At 51.5% G+C, this 21,131-nt stretch carries 24 protein-coding genes; 1 reads left to right on the forward strand and 23 read right to left on the reverse strand.

The features are described from left to right. Positions 1-304: 304 nt before the first annotated feature. The 8 genes from argR to nusB all read right to left on the reverse strand — a co-directional run bounded on the left by argR (position 305) and on the right by nusB (position 7,404). Positions 305-757, reverse strand: a complete 453-nt coding sequence (argR, locus tag ABCW45_RS04300) for an arginine repressor (RefSeq protein WP_343220355.1) — start codon at positions 755-757, stop codon at positions 305-307. 107 nt (positions 758-864) lie between these two features. After that, positions 865-1,713 (reverse strand): NAD(+)/NADH kinase, encoded by an 849-nt coding sequence (locus ABCW45_RS04305; protein WP_343220356.1) that lies wholly within the window; start codon positions 1,711-1,713, stop codon positions 865-867. Positions 1,714-1,733: 20 nt separating this feature from the next. Next, positions 1,734-2,543 carry a TlyA family RNA methyltransferase gene (locus tag ABCW45_RS04310; protein ID WP_015553744.1) on the reverse strand — a complete coding sequence of 270 codons (810 nt, stop codon included), beginning with the start codon at positions 2,541-2,543 and terminating at the stop codon, positions 1,734-1,736. A gap of 12 nt (positions 2,544-2,555) precedes the next feature. Further along, positions 2,556-4,427 carry a 1-deoxy-D-xylulose-5-phosphate synthase gene (gene dxs, locus ABCW45_RS04315; RefSeq protein ID WP_343220357.1) on the reverse strand — a complete coding sequence of 624 codons (1,872 nt, stop codon included), beginning with the start codon at positions 4,425-4,427 and terminating at the stop codon, positions 2,556-2,558. 37 nt (positions 4,428-4,464) lie between these two features. Beyond that, a complete protein-coding gene (locus tag ABCW45_RS04320; RefSeq protein WP_117503209.1) occupies positions 4,465-5,358 on the reverse strand; it encodes a polyprenyl synthetase family protein in 894 nt (297 codons plus the stop codon). Then, on the reverse strand, positions 5,342-5,575 hold the full coding sequence (gene xseB, locus ABCW45_RS04325; RefSeq protein WP_015553747.1) for an exodeoxyribonuclease VII small subunit: 234 nt from the start codon (positions 5,573-5,575) through the stop codon (positions 5,342-5,344). The genes ABCW45_RS04320 and xseB overlap by 17 nt, the downstream gene beginning before the upstream one ends. Positions 5,576-5,676: 101 nt before the next feature. Beyond that, a complete protein-coding gene (gene xseA / locus ABCW45_RS04330) occupies positions 5,677-6,945 on the reverse strand; it encodes an exodeoxyribonuclease VII large subunit (protein ID WP_117503208.1) in 1,269 nt (422 codons plus the stop codon). 3 nt (positions 6,946-6,948) lie between these two features. Next, complete coding sequence (nusB, locus tag ABCW45_RS04335) at positions 6,949-7,404, reverse strand: transcription antitermination factor NusB (protein WP_021905440.1); 456 nt, start codon at positions 7,402-7,404, stop codon at positions 6,949-6,951. Between the two features lie 433 nt (positions 7,405-7,837). On the opposite strand from nusB, the gene ABCW45_RS04340 reads away from it, so the two are divergent. Beyond that, the gene (locus ABCW45_RS04340; protein ID WP_117503207.1) at positions 7,838-8,746 is read left to right on the forward strand and encodes a hypothetical protein; all 909 of its coding nucleotides are present in this window, start codon (positions 7,838-7,840) and stop codon (positions 8,744-8,746) included. A 65-nt stretch (positions 8,747-8,811) separates the two neighbouring features. Here the strand turns inward: ABCW45_RS04340 and ABCW45_RS04345 are convergent, their stop codons facing one another. From ABCW45_RS04345 to ABCW45_RS04415, 15 genes are all read right to left on the reverse strand, one after another. Beyond that, positions 8,812-9,195 carry an Asp23/Gls24 family envelope stress response protein gene (locus ABCW45_RS04345; protein ID WP_117470208.1) on the reverse strand — a complete coding sequence of 128 codons (384 nt, stop codon included), beginning with the start codon at positions 9,193-9,195 and terminating at the stop codon, positions 8,812-8,814. 148 nt (positions 9,196-9,343) lie between these two features. Next, entirely contained in the window at positions 9,344-10,072 is a 729-nt protein-coding gene (locus ABCW45_RS04350) for a SpoIIIAH-like family protein (RefSeq protein ID WP_015553751.1), read from the reverse strand. 130 nt (positions 10,073-10,202) lie between these two features. Next, positions 10,203-10,832, reverse strand: coding sequence for a stage III sporulation protein AG (locus ABCW45_RS04355; RefSeq protein WP_117503226.1), 630 nt, complete (start codon positions 10,830-10,832; stop codon positions 10,203-10,205). Next, positions 10,786-11,298: a stage III sporulation protein AF gene (locus tag ABCW45_RS04360; protein ID WP_117470206.1), complete on the reverse strand. Its 513-nt coding sequence runs from the start codon at positions 11,296-11,298 to the stop codon at positions 10,786-10,788. Before ABCW45_RS04360 ends, ABCW45_RS04355 begins: the two co-directional genes overlap by 47 nt. A 73-nt stretch (positions 11,299-11,371) precedes the next feature. After that, positions 11,372-12,637, reverse strand: a complete 1,266-nt coding sequence (locus ABCW45_RS04365) for a stage III sporulation protein AE (protein WP_343220358.1) — start codon at positions 12,635-12,637, stop codon at positions 11,372-11,374. Next, the gene (locus ABCW45_RS04370) at positions 12,634-13,020 is read right to left on the reverse strand and encodes a SpoIIIAC/SpoIIIAD family protein (protein ID WP_015553755.1); all 387 of its coding nucleotides are present in this window, start codon (positions 13,018-13,020) and stop codon (positions 12,634-12,636) included. The genes ABCW45_RS04365 and ABCW45_RS04370 overlap by 4 nt, the downstream gene beginning before the upstream one ends. Positions 13,021-13,034: 14 nt before the next feature. After that, positions 13,035-13,229, reverse strand: a complete 195-nt coding sequence (gene spoIIIAC / locus ABCW45_RS04375) for a stage III sporulation protein AC (RefSeq protein WP_015553756.1) — start codon at positions 13,227-13,229, stop codon at positions 13,035-13,037. A gap of 10 nt (positions 13,230-13,239) precedes the next feature. After that, positions 13,240-13,776: a stage III sporulation protein AB gene (locus tag ABCW45_RS04380; RefSeq protein ID WP_343220359.1), complete on the reverse strand. Its 537-nt coding sequence runs from the start codon at positions 13,774-13,776 to the stop codon at positions 13,240-13,242. Positions 13,777-13,819: 43 nt separating this feature from the next. After that, the gene (spoIIIAA, locus tag ABCW45_RS04385) at positions 13,820-14,791 is read right to left on the reverse strand and encodes a stage III sporulation protein AA (protein ID WP_343220360.1); all 972 of its coding nucleotides are present in this window, start codon (positions 14,789-14,791) and stop codon (positions 13,820-13,822) included. Between the two features lie 176 nt (positions 14,792-14,967). After that, a complete protein-coding gene (locus ABCW45_RS04390) occupies positions 14,968-16,260 on the reverse strand; it encodes a homoserine dehydrogenase (protein ID WP_117470202.1) in 1,293 nt (430 codons plus the stop codon). Positions 16,261-16,608: 348 nt separating this feature from the next. Continuing rightward, entirely contained in the window at positions 16,609-17,856 is a 1,248-nt protein-coding gene (locus ABCW45_RS04395; protein ID WP_117484414.1) for a DUF4272 domain-containing protein, read from the reverse strand. Between the two features lie 31 nt (positions 17,857-17,887). Next, on the reverse strand, positions 17,888-18,367 hold the full coding sequence (gene rlmH, locus ABCW45_RS04400) for a 23S rRNA (pseudouridine(1915)-N(3))-methyltransferase RlmH (protein WP_015553760.1): 480 nt from the start codon (positions 18,365-18,367) through the stop codon (positions 17,888-17,890). Then, a complete protein-coding gene (locus ABCW45_RS04405) occupies positions 18,364-18,867 on the reverse strand; it encodes a GNAT family N-acetyltransferase (RefSeq protein ID WP_015553761.1) in 504 nt (167 codons plus the stop codon). Before ABCW45_RS04405 ends, rlmH begins: the two co-directional genes overlap by 4 nt. Positions 18,868-19,049: 182 nt before the next feature. Beyond that, the gene (locus ABCW45_RS04410; protein ID WP_015553762.1) at positions 19,050-19,748 is read right to left on the reverse strand and encodes a response regulator transcription factor; all 699 of its coding nucleotides are present in this window, start codon (positions 19,746-19,748) and stop codon (positions 19,050-19,052) included. A gap of 271 nt (positions 19,749-20,019) precedes the next feature. Next, positions 20,020-20,790, reverse strand: coding sequence for a helix-hairpin-helix domain-containing protein (locus tag ABCW45_RS04415; protein ID WP_015553763.1), 771 nt, complete (start codon positions 20,788-20,790; stop codon positions 20,020-20,022). Positions 20,791-21,131 lie beyond the last annotated feature (341 nt).

The following is a 21,131-nucleotide window of genomic DNA, read 5'->3' on the forward strand; positions in this document are numbered from 1 at the left end:
AGCACACATATGTTCGATTGTCCAGTGTTTTTCGAACAGTTGTTCTCTTTTTTCCGTTCTGTTTCCTAAAAAATCCCTGCAAAGCAAAACCAGGTAATTATCCCGTTTCTGCTTTGCAGGGCTCAATATTTCTGCAATATTCTGCCTTAAACAAAAAAGTCCAAAGCCTATTTTCCTCCGTAACTGTTCAGGAAACAGTTACGCGCAAAAATCCATTCCAAATCGGCTGTGCCGATAGGATTTTTGCCTTCTATTCTAAGTTTTCTTACGGTCAGCGCAGTAAATGCGCAGACCTACTGAACAGTTACTTTCCTTCAATGATCTTCTTCAGCTTATCCATCAGAATGATCGTGTCATCCACGGTCCGCACCGCGCACATGATCGTGTTGTCTCCGGCCACACATCCGACGATCTCATGAAAACCGATCACATCCAGTGCCTCAGCAACTGCCATCGCCATACCTGAAACAGTCTTGAGCACAAGAATATTCTGTGCCATGTCCATGGACACATAGCAGTCCCTGAAAATACGGATATATTTCTCGCCAAAATCTTTCTGATGCTGCATGACCGCATAGCACTGGCGGCCATTTTTTCCAGGAGCTTTCGTGAGCTTCAGTTCACGGATATCCCTCGATACTGTCGCCTGTGTCACATGATATCCGGCCTTTTTCAGATACTCCGCAAGCTCCTCCTGCGTCTCGATCTGATATTTTCCAATCAGCTCCACGATCTTACTGTGTCTGTCAACCTTCATGTCTGCTGCCCCTTTCTGATCTCGTCCTGTATCAGTGTCCGTTTCACTTCTTTTGAAGAAATCCGCACACCGTCCTGCGTGTCCTGCAGCGCTATTCCGCTGTAAATTCACGCGTCGTACATCTTCATCTTTAAAATATCAAGGAATGACCGGTGATCAAGCTTCACAACTCTTGTCACCGTCTCTGCCTTTGTGATCTCAATATAATCCCCATTTTCCAGCCGCACTAACGTGTCGCCGTCAAAAGCCGCCACCTGACTGCCCCGGTTTGCTGCCGGGATCTCGATCCTGATCCGGCTATCCGCTCCGAAAACGATCGTTCTCGACGTCAGCGTATGCGGGCAGATCGGTGTAAGGATCATCAGCTGTCCGTCCGGCTGGGCGATCGGTCCCCCTGCCGACAGATTGTACGCTGTGGATCCCGTAGGCGTCGCAACGATCATACCGTCAGCACTGAATTCATTTAAGAACTGTCCATCCACGTAAAGCTTTAACTTTAATACCCGTGGATCTCCGTCCCTTGTCAGGACGATATCATTGAGCGCAATGCTCTCTTTCACCGGTCTTGCGTTCCGGTAAACACAGCCCTTCAACATCATGCGTTCCTGAAGTTCATAACAGTCCTCCAAAAGTGCATCCAGAAGCTCCTTCACATCGCCTTCCCGGCCGATCTGGGTAAGATAGCCGAGGCCGCCGAGATTGATACCGATCATCGGAAGATTTCTTCCGGCAAGATCCCTTGCCGCCTGGATCAGGGTTCCGTCCCCACCCAGCGTGATGACACATTCGGTACCCGCAGGTACCTCCTCCGGATCCGTGTACGGATTTCCATGTCCGGACACACTTCTCCCCACGGAAACTCCCGCGCCGTGAGCCTTCAGATACTTTTCAATAGCCGCCTGCATATTCTTCGTATTCTCTTTGTCAGGATTTGCAACGATGTAAAATTTCTTCATAAAATTATGCCTGTTATGCCTTATTTATCCAGTGTCTCGTGTGCCTTTTCAACGATCTCGGAAGCGCCGATGGTGTCGTTCGCAAATGTACTTCCATCCGTGCAGTTTCTTAAATGGAGCAGATATTCGATATTTCCCTCCGGCCCCTTGATCGGGGAGAATTCCAGATGGAGGGCCTCAAAACCGATGCTGCCCGCAAAGGAGGCGACCATCTCAATGACCTCAAGATGGACAGATTTTTCGCGGACAACGCCCTTCTTTCCGACCTTCTCACGCCCTGCCTCAAACTGCGGCTTAATTAAGCATACGACCTCTCCGTCCGGCTCCATGAGCGCCTTCACCGGCCCCAGAACTTTCGTCAAAGAAATAAAGGAGACGTCAATGGATACAAACTGGATCCTGTCCGGGATCTCCTCCGGAGTCACATAACGGATATTTGTCTTTTCCATGCAGACCACGCGCTCATCATTTCTGAGCTTCCACGCCAGCTGTCCATGCCCCACATCCACAGAATAAACCTTCACTGCCCCGTTCTGAAGCATGCAGTCCGTAAATCCGCCCGTGGACGCTCCGACGTCCATACAGATCTTTCCCTCTAATGTCACGCCGAAATGTGTCATGGCCTTCTCCAGTTTCAGTCCGCCGCGGCTCACATATTTTAATGTGGTTCCGCGCACCTCCACGTTCGCTGTCTCGTCGAACATGGATCCCGCCTTGTCTTCCTTCTGTCCATCCACATAGACGATGCCGGACATGATGACCGCCTTCGCCTTCTCTCTGGACTCCGCCAGATTTCTCTTTACCAGCAGAACATCCAACCGTTCTTTCATTGGCTTTGCTCCTTATCTCTTCTCGTTTAAAAATTCCGTCTCAATGCGTCTGATCACAGAATCGCTGTTGATTCCAAGCATCTCCCTGAGCACAGAAACGTTTCCGTGTTCTACATAGGCATCCGGAAGCGCGATCTGGATCACGCGGATCTCCGGGTGTTTTTCATGGATATATTTTGTGACATACATGCCCATGCCGCCGCGGAGAACATTCTCTTCCATGGTGACGATCAGTTTATGCGTCATGCAGAGACGATCGATCATATCCGTATCGAGCGGCTTTACAAATCTCGCGTTCACTAAGGTACAGGGCTGTCCTTTTTCCTTTAATTTTTCCCGGACGTGTTCGCCGGTACTCACCATGCTTCCGAGGGCAAAAAGTGCGATTTCCGACTCCTCGTAGAGCATCTCCGCCTTTCCATATTCGACAGGAGCGCGAAATTCTTCCAGTCCGCGGTACGCCTGTCCTCTCGGATAACGGATGGCGAGGGGCGCATCAAAATTCACGCCGAACTCCAGCATGTCCTGAAGCTCCCAGCAGTTTTTCGGCGCCATAATGTTCATTCCGGGCACAAGACTTAAGAAGGAAATATCAAAAATCCCCTGATGCGTCTCCCCGTCGCTTCCGACAAGACCAGCCCGGTCGATGGCAAACAGCACTGGAAGATCCTGAATACAGACATCGTGAAGCACCTGATCATAGCCGCGCTGTAAAAAAGAAGAATACACCGCAACTACGGGCTTCAGTCCCGCTGCCGCCATACCTGCCGCCGATGTCACCTCATGGGCCTCCGCGATTCCCACATCAAAAAAACGTTTCGGGAATTTCTTCGCAAACTTCGTGAGTCCTGTTCCATCCGGCATGGCTGCCGTCAGAGCCACGATTCTTTTATTCTTTCCGGCAAGTTCGCAGATCTTCTCTGAGAATACATCCGTATAGCTCGGAAACTCCTTCTTCTTTAAAGGATTTCCGGTCTTGATATCGAATGGTTCCACACCGTGGAATCTCGCCGGATTTTCTTCCGCCGGCTTGTAGCCTTTTCCCTTTTTCGTGATAACATGGACTAAAACCGCATGCTGGACGCGCTTTGCTTCCTTAAATACACGGATCATTTCCTTCACGTCATGGCCGTCCACAGGTCCCAGATACGTGATCCCCATGTCCTCAAACAGCATTCCGGGAACGAGGAACTGTTTGATCCCGTTCTTCAGCTGGTACAGACCATATGCCAGCGGTCTTCCGATCACAGGAATCGCGGAGAGTGCCCGTTCCACCCGGAGTTTTAACTCTGCATAGCCTTCTTTTGTGCGGACACTGCTGAGATATTTCGACATTCCGCCTACGTTTCTGGAAATGGACATCTCATTGTCATTCAGAACAATAATAAAATTTTTTTTGATCTGGGCCGCGTTGTTCAATGCCTCATATGCCATTCCGCCGGTCAGGGCGCCGTCTCCGATGACCGAGATCACCGAATAATCCTCCTCCGTGATCTCTCTCGCCTGGGCAAGTCCAAGACCCGCAGAGATGGAGGTGGAGCTGTGTCCTGTGTCAAAGGCATCGTAAGGGCTTTCCTTTCTCTTCGGGAATCCGCTCATTCCGCCAAACTGGCGCAGGTCATCAAATCCGGCTTTTCTTCCGCTTAAAAGCTTGTGGGTGTAGGCCTGATGGCCCACGTCCCAGACGATTTTATCCTTCGGAAGGTCGAACGCCAGATGCAGCGCCATCGTGAGTTCCACAACCCCGAGGTTTGAGGCGAGATGACCGCCTGTTTTACTTATTTTTTCAATCAGGAACTGGCGGATCTCCTGCGCAAGCTCCGGATATTGGTCTTCTTTCAGTTTTTTGATGTCCGAAGACTGTTTTATATGATCAAGCAGCATGTTTCCAGACTACTCCCTTACATATTTTATATAGTGATTAGTTTCTCCTATTCACGAGCATTTCAATAATATTGTACAGAAATTCATTTTTTCCCGGCAGCCCCGCAAGTCTTCCTGCTGCCCGGTCAGAAATTTCCTTTACATCCCGTTTTGCCTTTTCAAGGCCTTCTAAGGTCACATAAGTGGTCTTTTCGTTCTTTTCATCGCTCAGAACCGGCTTTCCAAGCTCTTCCTGAGTGCTCGTCACATCGAGGATATCGTCCTGAATCTGGAACGCGAGACCGACCTCGGAGGCCATCGTTTCCACCTCTTTGATCTCTTCCACGGTCGCGCCCGCAAGGACTGCACCGATCATCATGGAGGCCTCGAGGAGAGCACCGGTCTTTAACCGGTAGATGAAATCAAGTTTTTCTCTCGGAACCGCCTTTCCGGTGAGCTCCACATCGACGGTCTGTCCGCCGATCATGCCATAGATTCCGGTCTTTTCTGCGAGGATCCCGATGGCGCGGCCGACTTTTGCCGGATCAGCGCCCATGGAAAAGGCCTTTGACGCAGTCTCGAACGCGTAGATCATCAGCGCGTCACCCGCCAGTACTGCCATGTCATAGCCGTAGGCTTTCCAGGTGGTGAGTTTTCCGCGGCGGTATTCGTCGTTATCCATGCACGGCAGATCGTCATGGATCAGGGACGAGGTGTGGATCATCTCCATGGCCGCCATGAACGGCTCGATCTCCGGACCGTTTCCGCCGAACAGACGGTACACTTCCCGCATGAGAAGCGGTCTTAAGCGCTTTCCACCTGCTTTTACACTGTAATTCATTGCCTCAAAGATCGTCCTCTGATGTCCGGTCTCCTCCGGCAAATATGAATATACGACTGTCTCAGTCTCCTTGACCGCCTGACTGAACCTTTCCTTAAAATTGTCCGCCATTTTCCTTTTCCTCCGTTTGATCTCCACTCAAAACAAGGATCTTTTTTTCGATCGTCTCAATTTTTTCGTTACAGCTCTTTACAAGCTTCATGCCCTCTTCATAATCAGCGAAAGCGTCCTCCAAAGATCCGTCTCCCTTTTCCAGCTTTCCGATGATCCGGTCGAGAGCCGCAAATGTCTCCTCGACATTCATCTGTTTTCTTGTCTCGTCATCCATATGATTCCTCACTGTGGCAGAATGTACTGCCGTGTTGTTCTATTTTCCCGCAAACTACATAACGATTCAGTACCTTCATAGTTACGTGCAAAAATCCATTTCTACTGATACTTCTCAACATGATCTACAACAGCCCCGATCCGACCGTCCTTCACCCGGACCGTGATCCGTTTTCCGGCTTCCGCCTGTTCCACAGTCTCCAGACGTTTGCCATCCCTGTCCGTGATAAATCCGAATCCGCCGCTGATCTTCTTTAACGGGGACAGTCCCCACAGACGTTCACTCTTCACCGCAAGATTTCTCTTATCAGCCGCAAGCCGGTCCGCCATGGATCTTCTGAGCAGTGTCTCCGCATTCTGCAGATCACGTCCCGTCTCCTGCTGCCGCTCTGCGATCAGACGTAAAAGTGTATCTTCCGCGTCCGCCAGCCGTTTTTTCTTCTCATTCAGCTGGCTCTTCGGGTCATAAAACCGCAATGTCAGCTCATCATGCTTTAACCTGCTTTTAGCCCGCTCAAGACTTGTACCCATCTCCTTCATCAGGCGCTGTTTTCTCGCATTCAGATCCATCCGGAACTGGAAATAATCAAATACCGCAAGCTCTGCCGCCGCTGACGGAGTCGGTGCCCGAAGATCTGCCGCGTAATCCGCGATCGTCACATCGGTCTCGTGACCGACTGCGGAGATCACCGGCGTATTGCATGCGAAGATCGCTCTGGCGACTTCCTCCTCGTTGAAGGCCCAAAGGTCTTCGATCGAACCGCCGCCGCGCCCGACAATCAGGACATCCAGTCCCATCGCATCAAGCGTCCGGATTCCTTTTACGATGCTGTCCTTTGCGCCGTCTCCCTGAACCAGGGCCGGGTAGAGGATCAGCTGGACATATGGATTCCGTCTGTGGGAGATATTCATGATATCCCGGATTGCAGCTCCCGTGGGCGCTGTGACGATTCCCACGGTCTTTGCGAACCGCGGGATCGGCCGCTTATACTGTGGGTCAAACATCCCCATCTCTTCCAGCTCTTTTAAGAGTTTTTCAAATCTCAGATACAGGTCCCCGCGCCCGGAAAGTTCGATTTCTGACGCGTAGAGCTGGTATTTTCCGTCCCGCTCGTAGACATCCACAGTTCCTTTTACAACAACCTGCTGTCCCTCGGCAAGCTTAAAGTTGAGGCCGCGGCGCTGGCTTGCGAACATGACAGCCTGAAGTGTTCCGCCGCCGTCTTTCAGTGTGAAATAGATATGTCCGGAACTGTGATACTTACAGTTGGAAACTTCCCCCTTCACCGATAGGCGGCGAAGAAGGAAGTCCTGTGCAAACATATTTTTGATGTATGAATTTACCTGTGCAACAGAGTAAACACCTGCCATCGTTTAATTGCCTTTCTGGATCAGTTTTGCAAGGATACCGTTTACAAATGCCGGAGCTTCATCTCCGCCGAATTTCTTTGCGAGTTCAACCGCTTCGTTGATGGCAACCTTCTCCGGGATCTCCTCATCATATTTCATCTCGAACACTGCAAGACGTAAAATCGTAAGCTCAACTTTACCCATACGTCTTGTTCTCCAGCCTTCCGCGATCTCGTTGATCTTTTCATCGATCTCCGGGATCAGTTCCATGATCTTCTCGACGCGTTTTTCGAGATATGCGCGATCCTCTTCTTTCTCAAACGGATCATGAAGGATCTCATCTTTTCCGTCTTCGCCGGTCACATCCTCCTTCGGCGCTTCAAAATATCTCTCTAACTGCTCTTCCTTCTCCTCTGCCGGGTAAAAATCCTGGCAGAACAGCATTTTAAAACAATGTTCTCTGGCTTCCCTTCTGGTCACTTTTCTACCTCCGTTTATCTGAACGGGCCGACGGGCTTTTCCGTCAGTCCGTGCTGCTCTGATTATCAATCTCTGAACTGCTCTTTTGCAGCCATGCTTCCGAAAAAGCTGCCTTTTGCAGCTTCTGCAGATGTGAGCGCAGAACAGAGTACTCCTAATTTAGGATTATACGTAACTATTCAGTACCTTCATAGTTACGTGCAAAAATCCATTCCAGATCAGCTTCGCTGATGGGATTTTTGCCTTCCAGCCTATGTTTTCTTACGGTCAGCGCAGCAAGTGCGCAGACCTACTGAACAGTTACGATTATACATGAAAATGTATATTTTCACAAGTCCTTATGTGAGAGATGTTTCTTTTATCCTTGTGGTATGGTATACTCTTTCTGATCCCTTCAGAATTCCAAACTTACCTCAGAAAGGAAAATAATACAATGAACAAAGTAAAATACCTGCCGCTCATCATCCTGTGCATGCTATTAACCGGATGCGGCAACAAAAATAATATTTCGAAGGAAGTCTCCACAGAAACAGCCGTACATACTTCCGAAGTCGAATTAAAAACGGCAGTGGAAACAGAGTCAGAAAGCACCTCTGAATCTGACACGAAAACAGTGGCAGAAGAAAGCTCTGAAACCGATATGAAAACAGAAACCAGCCCTGCTGCCAATACTGACACCGAAAATACGGCTTCTGAGACAAAATACATTACCATCGACCTGTCCACAGCCAGGGAGACACATCCCACCGGTGATGCCGCCGCTCCTTTTGATTTAAAAATCGTATCCGAAGAAGAAAACGGTATCGATTTTGCAAACGAATGGTACGACAGGAAAGGATTATCCCTCCCAATGATCGGCACCGACTGGAACAGCTTTTATGATGACAACTACCAGTACCTCTGGTCCGGCGAAGAGCTTTATATTTTTGAAAACGGTACCGGGAACTGCCTGTATGTCTTAACCTATCCCACCGACAAATGGTACATCAATGGAAACAATGCCTGTCTGAAGGACGGTATTTTCTACGGAGCCAGCGTGACAAACGGCTACGCCCAGCTGGATACCTGTTTCATGTTTGCCTATGATCTGGAAAATAACAAACTCCTCTGGAGAAGCGCTGACCAGACCTGTAATTCCATGAACTTTATCGTAAAAGACAATGTGATCATCTGCGGATACGGCTTCACCTCCGAGGACGACTACCTCTACCAGCTTAATCTTCACACCGGAGAAGTCCTCTCCCGCCTGAAACTAAAAAAGCAGCCTGATCTCCTCGTATACCAGGATAATACACTTTACGTCCATACCTACAGCTATAACTACACAATCGAGATAAAATAAGTTCGCCAAAAAGGGCAGGACTCCCAGTGTCTCCCGGGAATCCTGCCCTCACGCAGTCACAATCTTTACTTTTCTTCCAGGCTGACCCCGGCAATCTTAATATTCACATCAAGCACCGTAAGCCCCGTCATGTTCTCGATCGCGTTCTTAACCTTCTCCTGCACCTTCTCGCAGACGTCCGGAATACTATATCCATATTTCAGATTCAGAGCCATATTCACACTTACATGCTCCTCCGTAACTTCCACCTTAACGCCTTTGGAAAGGTTCTTCATTCCAAGCTTTCCAACCAGCTCGTTCGTAATATTTCCCGCCATGGAGTCCACGCCGTCAACTTCAGTTGCTGCCAGGCCGGCAATAATTGCCACGACTTCATCCGCAATCTGGACTTCTCCAATTTTGTCCTTTTCATAAACCTTATGACTGCTTCTCTCTGTTTCCGCTGCCACAACAATTACCTCCTGTATATCAAAGATACAGTTATTATACCATTTTCTCCTCTCTTTGCATAGTTCTTTTTATCACACTTTGCGCCTGCCGCCAGAGATACCGGGAACCATACCACTTTACGCCAATATTCCGGCACCATCGTCCTTATCACTCATCCACATCCAGCAGCGTGATCACGATCCCGTCTGCCCCGATCTCCGTCTTCCTCTTCACGATATCCTCGATCTGCGCCCGTTCCTGGTCCGAGAGTGATGCCGCGTTCACCACAACATCCACCTTCCCGTCCGTGATGCTGACCACCGGGTCCACAAAGCCTTTTGCCTTTAAAAGCGTCTCCGCCGCGTTCTCCTTTTCCGAGATCTCCGTCATCCCGATGAGGTTCTGGATCGCCGTCTGCTTCTCCTCCTCCGAGATCTGGTCACTGTTGATGATCTGCATCAGAGTTTCCTTATTCTTTGCCCGGATCTGCTCCCTGCCAAGTTGGACGCCAGCTATGTACTCGGAGATCCCTGTTCCGCCGGTGAGCACCGCCTCGCCCGGATTCTCGATTCCCGCAGCCGCTGTCTCCTGCCCGGAAACTTCTGCACCAGCAGATTCCGCACTCTCAGGCATCGCCGCCACCTCATTTCCATCGGGCAGAAGTTCCTCTCCATCCCCGTCAAGACTCGCAATTTCCTTGAGCTTTCCATCATCCACCCCATTCTTCGCCTGATTCTCCGCCAGAATGTCCGAATCGGAAATATCCATCATCCCCGCCTCGTACACCTCTGCCCCCGCCACTTCCTTCTTCGACGAGTAATTCAGGTATCCCGCTGCCGCGATCATGACCGCCAGCGTCGTGATAATGATCTGATTTCTTCTGAAGATCCGTTTCATCGCAAAACTCCTTCTTTCCCATACTTTCATACTTCCATTCTATGATTCCAGGCTTGAAATATACCGCTGTAATTCTCTCCTCTGTAAAAAACAGAACCCATTTTTGCCGATACTCTGCAATCCACTGCCTTTATTTCACCGCCCGCTTCATCACCTTGATCTTATTCGCCGGAAGTCCTAAAAGCGCCTCCATCGCCTCCGAGATCTCCGCCCGGATCACCGCACTTCCGCCGCCGTCCGCGCTGATGACTACACCGGAGATCTCCGGTTTCACTTCCTTCTCCATCACCGGTGACTGGCTCTTCCCGTCAAGCACCGTGCTCTCTGACTGGTTCTCCTCCCTTATGACCCGTGAACTCCCGGAGCTGCTCCCACTCTCCTCCGTCACTGAGGACGTGCTGCTCTTATCCACATGCCAGATCCTCTCCTCCGAAGATTTCAACACCACCATCACATCCGCCTCCCCGACGCCATCCACACTCTTTAATAGTTCCCGGATCCGCTGCTCCAACTTCTCCTCGTAAGAACCACTCTCCTCCTTCGCTGCAGCTTCCTCCCCGGCATCTTCCAACGCAGTGCTCTCATCGTCCCCGCTGACATCCGCAACCACCTCCACCGTTCCAGCTCTCAATCCGGAATCCGTTGTCTTCCCATTCGGCAGTGAGATCACAAACAGCAGCAGCCCGGAACAGAATAGAAAAATCACCTTCTCCTTATTCCCTTTCAACATCGACCTCAATGTCCCGTTCTTCCACTCCATAATAAGCTCCTATCTTCCTTCTGACCGAAGCGATCTCCGCTCCTGCCTGATTCTGCTCTCCCCGGACCACTAACTTCACATGGCTGAGATTCCCGGCATCCGCCACCCGGGCCGATACGCTCACGCATTCCAGACCATCACTCTCTGCCATAGTCCGGATATCAGACTCCACCGCCGCCCGGTACCGCTCATAAAATCCTGCGATCCGCCTCTCATCCACGGCTCCAAGTTCCTCCTTCAGCGTCCGCACATCGTCCTCAAAGATGATCTTCTCAAACATGCCCGCTATCGCTGTCTCCATCCCCGTGATCCGTGCAAGCGGCCCAAAAGCCAGCAGGATCATAACCGCCCCGGCAAACAGCCGCAAGTACTTTTCGTATTTCGGATCCGGCAGAAGATTCATGACCATGGTCACGAAGATCATGTAAAAAACGATGTCTTTTACCCAGTTTTCAATCGCTTTCATGCCGCTCCTCCACTTCTCCGCTGCTGTTCACATTTTGCACAGCCACCTTGATAATATGCAGTGTGACAACAACTCATCCCGCATAGTACACCGCATTCGTAGAATAACTGATCACTGCGATGGTCACCGCAAACAACGCCAGCGAATACCCGACGATTTCGAGTAACATCCCATGCCCCACGGCATTCTGCGCCATACATGCAGCCAGCCGCTTATCACATACAGGCTGCATCACAGCCGCTGCCAGATAGTAGAGCGCCATGAGCACCGCCAGCTTCACCATAGGTACCGACGCCAGAAAGATCAGGACCGCCACCGCCGCGGCACCCGCCGTGTTCTTTATGAGAACCGCCGATCCCATCAGAAGATTTGACATTGCCCCGGCCCCTGCGCCGATTCCCGGAACCGCCTCGATGGTCCGCACGACCGCCGCGTTTTTCATGGCATCCGCCTGGGGCAGAACCAGACCCTGGATCAGGTGAAATCCCACAACGATACCGAACATGGTCTTCACGGTCCACCCCACGACTTTTCCCAGGAACTCCGTCATCACCGAGAACATTTCTTCCCGGAACAGATTTCCCACCAGGGAGAGCACCATGTAGAGCTTCATGATCGGCAAAAGGAATCCCGAAACCACCGCCTGGATCACGCCAATGGCCCCCAGCGTGAATCCGCAGACCGATGCCGATGTCACCGCCCCACCCGCCATAGTCACTGCAAGGAAATATGCCGGGAGCAGAACCTTCATGAACCCTAAGATATCCCCTGTGGTCTCCTCTGCGATGCGAATACTGGCAAAAAAGCTCGCCGCCAGGAATGTCTGCACGCAGATACAGATCACGTAGGCCCCCGTCTCCGACAGCTGGCTGGAACCGAAAATTCCGAAAAAGCCGGAACATGCCGCCCCGCACAGGGACAAGATCAGGATTTCCGCTAAAAACGAGGTGTTTGTCCGGATCTCCGAGAACAGTGCGGAGACGATCCTGTCCTTTCCATATAAGAAGACGTTCTCCGCATCACCTTTCCGGATCATGTCCATTAAGTCCCGGAATGTAAGTCCCGCTGTATCATCACCGCCGATCTGGTCTAAATACTCCTGGATTTCTGTAACGTCAATATCTGCTATCTCATCATCCTGCTGCGGTTCCGCTCTCTGCCCGAAATCCACTGTTTCCGCTGTTGGCATTTGAATTGTCCACAATCCAGCCTGCCGCCCTGTTTTCTGTCTGAAACCGGTCTGCTCTGCGGCAAAAGCTGTCACCTCACTCTGTCTGATTCCCCAGAATATCCCCACAACAAGCCCCAGCATCAGAAATACATTTCTCTTCCATCTCATTCCATAAACACCTTCAATGTCTCCACCAGCGACAGCACCACCGGCGCGCTCACCGCGAGGATCGCCAGCTTCCCAACCATTTCCACCTGGGTCCCCACCGCAGAGTATCCGGCATCCTTGCAAATCCCCGACGTGAACTCTGCGATATATGTGATTCCCGCCATCTTGAATAACGCCGCCAGATACACATGCCGGATCCTGATCCCGTTTCCTATCTCCCGCAGGGTGTCCAAAAGCACACCCAGTCTTGCCAGACCAAGAAATCCGACTCCGATGGATGCCGCCAGAACCAGGTACACCGCGTACTCTGGCTTCAGCGGTTTTAACTGCGCCGCAAGCAAAACTGCCGTAAGCCCCAGAAGTGCCGCCTGAACTACCGCCATAACTCTCCCTCCTTTCACAGCGAAAACAGATTTTTAATTGTCTCAAACAGATCATAGATATACGGCACGATCCAAAACAGCACCAGGATCAATCCTGCGAGACTCGTGAGAAACGCCTGGTCCTCGCGCCCGCTGTGCTTCAACACCTGACACATCACCGACACCAGGATCCCCACCGCCGCGATCTTAAATATCAGATTTACCCCCATAGTCTCCCCCTTACGCAAAGAGTACCAGAATAAAAAGTCCTGCCGCCATTCCGAGAGACCGGTAAAGCTTCGTCCGGCTCTCCATCTCCTTCTTTAAGAACGCCAGGGAGTCATCCGCCTGTTCCAGATAGAACAGAATCGTCCGCTCCTGGGTCTTTTTGTCCGCGTAACCGAGATTTTCCCCCAGTGCCCGGAGTGCTTCAAGATCCTGTTTTCTTAAAGGAAGATCGTCCGGAAATTTTTCCATCTCTTCCTTCCATATCTCAGCAAACGCCTTCCCAGCTTCTTCCTCCATCCGCTTTTCCACCCGTAGGAAAAAGAATCCTGCCTCCGCCGCCATCCCGGAATTCCCGTCTGAAAACCGGCTGCCGATCTCCTTTAGCGCCTCCGGCAGCGTCTCGTTGGAGTATAGGATCCGCGCCTTCAGATAGACCGCCATCTGCCGGAAGATTCCAAGCATCTTTACCCGCATCTCCCACTCCCCCGCCAGCAGAAAACCTCCAGCTACCGCCGCTGCCGCCATGCACAAGAGTCCTAAATATTTCATGTCTCATCCCCCGCCCACTCACGATCTATGTCTTGTTTAAACCTTAACTTCCTTTATCCATTCGCTGAAAATTCACATCATAAATTCCCACTATCGTTCCCGGTCCCGGAACTCCGGAAAGAACCACATACCGGGAAAACACCTTCGCTTCCGCCAGTTCCCGCCACGCCGGCCGCTTCATGATATCCCCAACATCTGCACCATGGATCGTCGCCAGGATCCTGCACCCGCAGTTCATCCCATACTTCATCGCCAGGATCTCGCCTTCCCCTCCTGCCTCGTCCACCGCCAGCACCTGGGGCGCCATAGAGCGCAGCATCATGAGCATTCCCTCAGACTTAGGGCACCCGTCCATCACGTCGGTCCTGGGCCCCAGGTCACACTGGGCAATTCCTCCAAAACACGCTGCGATCTCCGAACGCTCGTCCACCACGGACACATTCTTCCCCGCTCCCCATGTTCCCCCGCATGAAAGTTCCCGGATCAGGTCCCTCAAAAGTGTTGTCTTTCCTGCTCCCGGCGGGGAGATCAAAAGCGTGTCCAGAAATGTTTCCCCATCCATCAGGTACGGCAGCACGTTTTTTGCGCAGCCCTTTACCTCATGGGCAACACGGATATTTAAAGATGAGAGATCCCGGACCGTCCTCACATGTCCGTCCTCCACCACCGCTTTCCCTGCGATTCCCACACGGTGTCCCCCGCGGATCGTGAGGAATCCCTGGCTGATCTCCCGCTCGTAGGCGTACAGCGAATGCCTGGAACAGGTCTCCAGAATCCCGCGGATCAGCTCCTGGTCTGCAAGAACTACGCTCCGGTCTTCTCTTATCTCCAGCGACCCCATCTTTTTCTTTCCATAACTTTCCGTCTTTCCACAGGTCCCATCCGAAAAAAGGAGGTTTTCCCCGCTTTCCAGCAGTATCATCACCGGTTTTTCCGTCCGGATTCTGATCTCCCGAATCGTTTTCCCGTCTGGAACCGCCTGTTTCAGCAGTCTTTCAAAAGTTTCCGTATTCATCCCGCGCTCCTTTCTCCCCGTGTTCTGCCTGTCCGCCTTTCCCGGAATTGATACAATATATGAACACCCCGGATTTTTATGATATTTCTCGGAAAATAAAAAAGCACATCCACCCAGTCAGTTTCACCTGACCAGACAGATATGCTTTCTAATTCCATTATTTCAAATACCGGCTGTTAATCCCCGTAAACCCTGATAATTCCGGACACCTCACGAAGCACGGACATGCCCTTCACGATCATCAGCGCGTCATTGAAATGGCGCTCCAGAACGGAATCCGTGATCACAACAAGCTCTGCAACACCGTCCCTCGCGCGTTTCTGAACGACCTGGGCGATGCTGACATCGTTGTTTCCGAGAACGCCCGCAATGTTTGCGAGGGCGCCCGGCTTATCCGCGACCTGAAGACGGAGGAAATATCTCGATCTCGTCTCCTCGATCGGCTTCACCGGATAATTCTTGTACGCCACGCCGCCGTTCCAGCCACAATTGTCGTGAACGATATTTCTCATGACGATGATGATATCACCCATAACGGCGCTGGCCGTCGGCATCTTTCCCGCACCGCGTCCCATGAACATCGCGTCATCGCAGGCCTCGCCGTGTACAAACACCGCGTTGAAGGAGTCGCGGACCGTCGCAAGCGGATGCTGCTCCGGGATCAGCATCGGGTGGACCTTGACCTCGATCTTTCCGTCCACCAGCTTTGTAACGCCGAGAAGCTTGATCACATAGCCGAATTCCTTCGCGTAGCGGATATCATCGGAGGTGATCTTCGTGATCCCTTCCATATAGACATCGCTGAAGGTCACCTTGGAGTTGAACGCCAGGGAGGACATGATCGCGATCTTTCGTCCCGCGTCGTAGCCTTCCACGTCCGCCGTCGGATCCGCCTCCGCATATCCAAGCTCTGTGGCCTTTGCCAGCGCTTCCTTGTAATCCATCCCCTCTTCCGACATCTTTGTCAGAATGTAGTTCGTGGTTCCGTTAACGATTCCCATGATCTCCGTCAGCATGCTGCCCGCGAGGCTCTGCTTTAAGGGACGGATGATCGGGATCGCGCCTGCGACTGCCGCCTCAAACTGGATATCGCAGCCGCTGTTTTCCGCCAGTGACAGGATCTCCTGTCCATGCTCCGCGAGCACGTCCTTGTTGGCGGTAACCACCTGTTTTCCGGCTTCCAGGGCCTGCACGATATAGGTTCTCGCCGGTTCCACGCCGCCCATGAGCTCGATCACAAGCTGGATCTCCTCATCTTCCAGGATCTCCTGCCAGTTGTCCGTCATGATCTCCTTCGGGATCCCCGGGCGGTCCTTCTTTGTGTTCCGTACCAGGACCTTCTTAATTTCCAGGCTGGCACCGGTCTTCTGGAACATCTCATCCTTTAACATCTCGGCGAGGGCATACACGCCGCTTCCAACCGTTCCAGCGCCGAGAAGCGCCGCCTTGATCACATTTCTCTCTCCCATGGTTCGTATCTCCTCTATCCCCGGAATAGCCGCATTAGTAACTGCAGACATCCGTCAGTCTTCTCTTTTATTCTTCCATGACCGTGAGTCGTGGACATTTGTCTTTTTTCAAAGTGACGTAATTATACTACACTACGTTAAAAAATGCAAGTAACTATTCAGTACCTTCATAGTTACTTGCAAAAATCCATTCCGGATCGGCTGCGCCGATGGGATTTTTGCCTTCCCGCTTATGTTATCTTACGGTCAGCGCAGCAAGTGCGCAGACCTGCTGAACAGTTATAAATGCAATTAAAAAACACACCATAGATCTCTCCATGATGTGTTTTGTTACTGTGCTTTATCTCCTCACGTATCCACCGGCACATGGTCCCAGTCTGCCTTCTCCCCGGCTCCCACGAGCCAGTTTAACGCTTTATGGCGCTCAAAGACCACACCTCCGTCCATTCCCGCAGGCGCGGGAAGATCCCGCATCCTCGTATCGGTGCATGCCCAGTCCAGACAGAAGATCATATCGCAGGCATCGAGAAGTTCCTTCGCGCTCCTCGGCTTCGCCGCCTCCAGGATCTCCCTCATGGAGTGAAAGGCTGTCAGAAGCTGCGCCGCCTCCGCCACTGCGCAGAAGTGATCCGGGAAATCTAACGGCCCGTCGATCAGTCCCAGCGCCCACTCCATCACATACAGATTCTCGTACTGCCAGGAATAGGATATCTTCTCTGATTCTTTCGGATCCTCGTTGTGCAGGTAATTCCACTCCTTCAGGGAGAAGAAATCATCCGCCCCGAACTCGTTGATCCGCTTCTGGATAAATTCCAATGCCTCTTTCTGGCTCATCTTTTTCGCCAGCATGGCCTCAGAAAATACCGCCACCAGCATGAGCGCCACCGCTCTCGCCGCGATCTCATATGGTGTCCGGCAGTCTGCCTCCGCCTCCGTCTCCAAAAGCGGGTAAAATACCGGAACATACACGCCCCGCGCCTCAAACTCTCTCCGGTTCTTCTCCCTGCGGTTCAACTGTTCCGTCTCGATCTCATTTCCCGGAACATAGCCCACCGCTTGATATGGCAGAAACCGCTCCATCTCACTGTTTCCGTTTCCGTCCAGGATCAGCTTCTCCATGCCGGACGCATCCAGGCAGTAAAATCCCCTTTTTTCTCCCCTGAACGCCATGACTGCACGAAGATCGGAAAGAACACGAAACAGTGTCTGCTCCATATTTCTCTTCGCGGCCTCCTCTGCCTCTGTCAGGAATTCGGACTCTTCCCCCTCGAACACATAGTCCACCGAAACGATACTCTCGGTTCCTTCCAGCTGATAGAGAAGATTCGTTTTCACATCCACCACCGCGGTCTCGACCCTGGAAAAGTGGCCTCTTGCCCGGTCAGACCAGCTTCGGACCAGCTCCTGCTCCTCGTCACCCGCGCTCTCGCAGTAGATCCTGAGCGTCACATTCAGATTCCCATTGTGAAGTTCCAATCCTGTATCATGTGCGCTGCCCGGAACGTCAAAGGCGTCCCGCAGGCACTTCATGATCCGCTCCTGTGAAGATTCCTTGCAGAAAAGAAAGATCTTCCCCGCTTTCTGTTCCTCTGTCACTCGTTTTGCCTCCTTGCCAAGTCCCCATTTTTTACTTATGATATGGTTCTCCCTGGATGATCCGGTAACTCCGGTAGATCTGTTCCAGAAGAATGACCCGCATGAGCTGGTGCGGGAATGTCATCTTTGAAAAGCTCAGTTTATAGTCGGCCCGTGCCAGGACCTGGTTGGAAAGTCCTAAAGATCCGCCGATGATAAACACGATCTGGCTGATCCCCGACACACCCCATTTTTCTATTTTTGCCGCAAGTTCCTCAGAATCCAGCATGTTTCCGTTGATCGCAAGGGCAACGACAAAGCTACCATCCTTGATGTTAGACAGAATCCGCTCGCCCTCTTTCTCCTTGATCTGCGTCTCCACCGCTTCGCTGGCCCCATCCGGCGTCTTTTCGTCCGCCACCTGGACGATCTCCAGCTTACAGTACCGGCTCAGGCGCTTGGAATATTCCGCGATGGCGTCCTGAAAGAACTTTTCCTTGATCTTTCCGACTGTGATCAATGTGACCTTCATGATTTCTGATCCCCGAATTCCAGGATCATGTCGTACCAGACTGCCCCGCCGTGGACAGACTTGGAAATGCCCATGTTTTTGTATCCAAATTTCGCGTAATAGTGGATCAGACGGTCCTTGCAGGTGAGGATCAGGCCCTTTCTTCCCTTATTTTTCGCGTCTTCGATCATGTGATCCATGAGCGCCGCCGCGATTCCCTGGCAGCGGTAGTCCGGGATCACATCCAGTCCGAAAATAGACTGGTATGCGCCGTCCGGCCTATGGCAGGCGGAATTTTCGTACATCTCGTCATAAATCGTTTTGGAATCTGTGGCGCAGCCATTGATGAAGCCTATGATCTTTCCGTCCGCTTCCGCAACAAAAAAGCACTCCGGAAATGCCGCGATGCGGGCCTTAAATGATTCCTCTGCTGCGGCTTCCGCCGCCGGGAAGCAGATTGCTTCCACCTCGGTAACTGCCGCAAGGTCCGTCGGGCGGACTGGGCGAATTGTGTATGTCATAAAATTTTTCTCCTTTAAGTTTTAATTAATTTTGTTGGTTAGTCCGCAGTGGAGCCCTGAATTGGGGCAGGCCCCAACTCAGGGCTCGCGGGCATTCGCCCTATAAGATCAACTGTCCGACTTTCGGCTTATGTGCAAGCACAACGCCGAAAGTCAGTCTGTTGATCTTGCACTGCTCATCGCTATGCGCGGAAGAAGTAGCCTACGCCCCATTTTGTGTGTACATACTTCGGATCACTCGGGCTAGGCTCAATTTTTTCACGCAGTCTTCTCACATGCACATCCACCGTGCGGACATCCCCGCTTACCATGGCCTTGTTTCCCCATACATACTCAAGCAGGGACTCACGGCTGTAGACCTTATTCGGATTTGTGACAAGAAGTTCCAGCAGGTCGAATTCCTTCGCGGTCAGGTTGATCTCCTTATCTTTAATGAAGACTCTGCGGCTCTCCCTGTCAAGCTTTAAGTCGCCCTCTGTGACTACGCTGGATTTCTGGCGTTTCGCGGCGCCGCTCTTCTTATTGTTTCTGCGGATGATCGCCTTGATCCGCGCTTTTACTTCCAGGATATTGAACGGTTTCGTGATATAATCGTCAGCGCCGTACTCCAGTCCCAGGATCTTATCCATATCATCGCCTTTTGCCGTCAGCATGATGATCGGCATCTCGGAAAACTCACGGATCGTCTGGCAGACCTCAAATCCATCGTGTCCCGGAAGCATGACATCCAAAAGAACCACGTCATACTCCCGTTCTTTTGCCCTCTCGATCGCCTCATCACCGTCGTAAGCACAGTCCACCTCATATCCATCCTGTTCCAGACTGAAGCGGATTCCCTTCACGATCAGTTTTTCATCATCAACTACCAGAACTCTTGCCATTTCTCTCCTCCACGTTATGCTGTAATGCGCAGGTCCTCTCCTGCTGCTTTTCTAATGTCTATGACCTGATTTCCGCCTCCTGTGTTTTTAAATGTCACAATCAGCATGAATTATACGTTTTTTTTAACTGTTCAGTAGGTCTGCGCACTTGCTGCGCTGACCGTAAGAAAACATAGGCTGGAAGGCAAAAATCCCATCAGCGAAGCTGATCTGGAATGGATTTTTGCACGTAACTATGAAGGCACTGAATAGTTACCGTTTTTTCATCTTTTCACACCGTAATATTATCCTTTATCTTCTGAAACCCGGCCTCTTTGATACCGGATATCTTCATGATATCCTCGATTTTCTTAAAGCCACCGCTCTTTTCGCGGTAGCGGATAATATCCTCGGCTTTCGCCTCCCCGATGCCCTTTAAGGTCATCAGCTCCTCTTTTGTCGCCGTGTTCAGGTTCACAAGCCCGGAACCGGAGGTTCCGCCCTGACCGGTGTTTCCTACTGCAGACCCGCTGCCCGCCGGAAGCGACGCGGCCTCTTCCTTATTGTAGATCGTGATCTGCATGCCATCAGAAACTTTTGAGGCGAGATTTACACTCTCCCTCGCCGCGTTCTCCGTAAATCCCCCGGCGGCATCCACTGCCTCGTAGATCCGGCTGTCCTCCGAAAGCTCATACACACCTGGGGCTGCCACCTCTCCGCAGATATACACATAAACTCCGGATTTTTCAGAGTTTTCCACATATTCCTGCGTCTCCACGGTACTTTCTCCCTGTACACTGCCATTTTCATCCCTGAATGGTTCCTGAATCTCCTGTTTCTCGGTACTGCTTCCAGAATCCCCCTGCGGCAGACCGTCGCTTTTTGCAGAGCCGTTTTTCTCCCAGCTGATGTTCCCATCCGCATCCAGTGATCCGCTCATAACGACCGCTCCGGATTCATCCAGCTTCTGGATTCCACTCCGGCTTCTTGTCATCCCAAACACAAGTCCGGCTGCGATCAAGAAAGCCGCGGCCGTCAAAATTTTTTTCTTATCTTCTTTCATACATTCCCTCCTGAACATTTTCAGGGGGATCGTTCTGCCTGTCTCTATTTTACCGAATCAGTCCTGTAAAAACAAGGGCATTTTTGTTATGTACGCTCTCCATTATAACCTCAGTCCGATTTTTTCTCAAGCCTCGCATTCTCCTTCTCGCACCGAGCATACTCGATGCCAAATCAACCGTTCTCTGGCTTTCTCCCGCCAGATATTTCACGCTCCGCCCACCACGAAAAACGCATGAGTAAATAAATTGTGAACATGCCCCTTTTCTGGTAAAATTAAAAGAAAAGGGGCGTTGGTATATGCAGGAATTATTAGATTGGCTGGAATACATAGAAGATGAT

Origin of the sequence: Pilosibacter fragilis, assembly GCF_032490495.1 — a bacterium.
Taxonomy (GTDB): Bacteria; Bacillota; Clostridia; order Lachnospirales; family Lachnospiraceae; genus Pilosibacter; species Pilosibacter fragilis.

Excerpts from the sequence above, each read along its gene's own strand:
- spoIIIAA (WP_343220360.1), bottom strand. The coding sequence starts at position 14,791 with ATGAATACGGAAACTTTTGAAAGACTGCTGAAACAGGCGGTTCCAGAC.
- rlmH (WP_015553760.1), bottom strand. The coding sequence starts at position 18,367 with ATGAAGGTCACATTGATCACAGTCGGAAAGATCAAGGAAAAGTTCTTT.
- ABCW45_RS04380 (WP_343220359.1), bottom strand. The coding sequence starts at position 13,776 with ATGAAATATTTAGGACTCTTGTGCATGGCGGCAGCGGCGGTAGCTGGA.
- ABCW45_RS04365 (WP_343220358.1), bottom strand. The coding sequence starts at position 12,637 with ATGAGATGGAAGAGAAATGTATTTCTGATGCTGGGGCTTGTTGTGGGG.
- ABCW45_RS04310 (WP_015553744.1), bottom strand. The coding sequence starts at position 2,543 with ATGAAAGAACGGTTGGATGTTCTGCTGGTAAAGAGAAATCTGGCGGAG.
- ABCW45_RS04405 (WP_015553761.1), bottom strand. The coding sequence starts at position 18,867 with ATGACATACACAATTCGCCCAGTCCGCCCGACGGACCTTGCGGCAGTT.
- ABCW45_RS04390 (WP_117470202.1), bottom strand. The coding sequence starts at position 16,260 with ATGGGAGAGAGAAATGTGATCAAGGCGGCGCTTCTCGGCGCTGGAACG.
- ABCW45_RS04340 (WP_117503207.1), top strand. The coding sequence starts at position 7,838 with ATGAACAAAGTAAAATACCTGCCGCTCATCATCCTGTGCATGCTATTA.
- ABCW45_RS04350 (WP_015553751.1), bottom strand. The coding sequence starts at position 10,072 with ATGAAACGGATCTTCAGAAGAAATCAGATCATTATCACGACGCTGGCG.
- ABCW45_RS04355 (WP_117503226.1), bottom strand. The coding sequence starts at position 10,832 with ATGGAGTGGAAGAACGGGACATTGAGGTCGATGTTGAAAGGGAATAAG.
- ABCW45_RS04415 (WP_015553763.1), bottom strand. The coding sequence starts at position 20,790 with ATGAAAGAAGATAAGAAAAAAATTTTGACGGCCGCGGCTTTCTTGATC.
- xseB (WP_015553747.1), bottom strand. The coding sequence starts at position 5,575 with ATGGATGACGAGACAAGAAAACAGATGAATGTCGAGGAGACATTTGCG.
- argR (WP_343220355.1), bottom strand. The coding sequence starts at position 757 with ATGAAGGTTGACAGACACAGTAAGATCGTGGAGCTGATTGGAAAATAT.
- ABCW45_RS04370 (WP_015553755.1), bottom strand. The coding sequence starts at position 13,020 with ATGGCGGTAGTTCAGGCGGCACTTCTGGGGCTTACGGCAGTTTTGCTT.
- ABCW45_RS04320 (WP_117503209.1), bottom strand. The coding sequence starts at position 5,358 with ATGGCGGACAATTTTAAGGAAAGGTTCAGTCAGGCGGTCAAGGAGACT.
- spoIIIAC (WP_015553756.1), bottom strand. The coding sequence starts at position 13,229 with ATGGGGGTAAATCTGATATTTAAGATCGCGGCGGTGGGGATCCTGGTG.
- ABCW45_RS04305 (WP_343220356.1), bottom strand. The coding sequence starts at position 1,713 with ATGAAGAAATTTTACATCGTTGCAAATCCTGACAAAGAGAATACGAAG.
- ABCW45_RS04410 (WP_015553762.1), bottom strand. The coding sequence starts at position 19,748 with ATGGCAAGAGTTCTGGTAGTTGATGATGAAAAACTGATCGTGAAGGGA.
- xseA (WP_117503208.1), bottom strand. The coding sequence starts at position 6,945 with ATGGCAGGTGTTTACTCTGTTGCACAGGTAAATTCATACATCAAAAAT.
- ABCW45_RS04360 (WP_117470206.1), bottom strand. The coding sequence starts at position 11,298 with ATGAAAGCGATTGAAAACTGGGTAAAAGACATCGTTTTTTACATGATC.
- dxs (WP_343220357.1), bottom strand. The coding sequence starts at position 4,427 with ATGCTGCTTGATCATATAAAACAGTCTTCGGACATCAAAAAACTGAAA.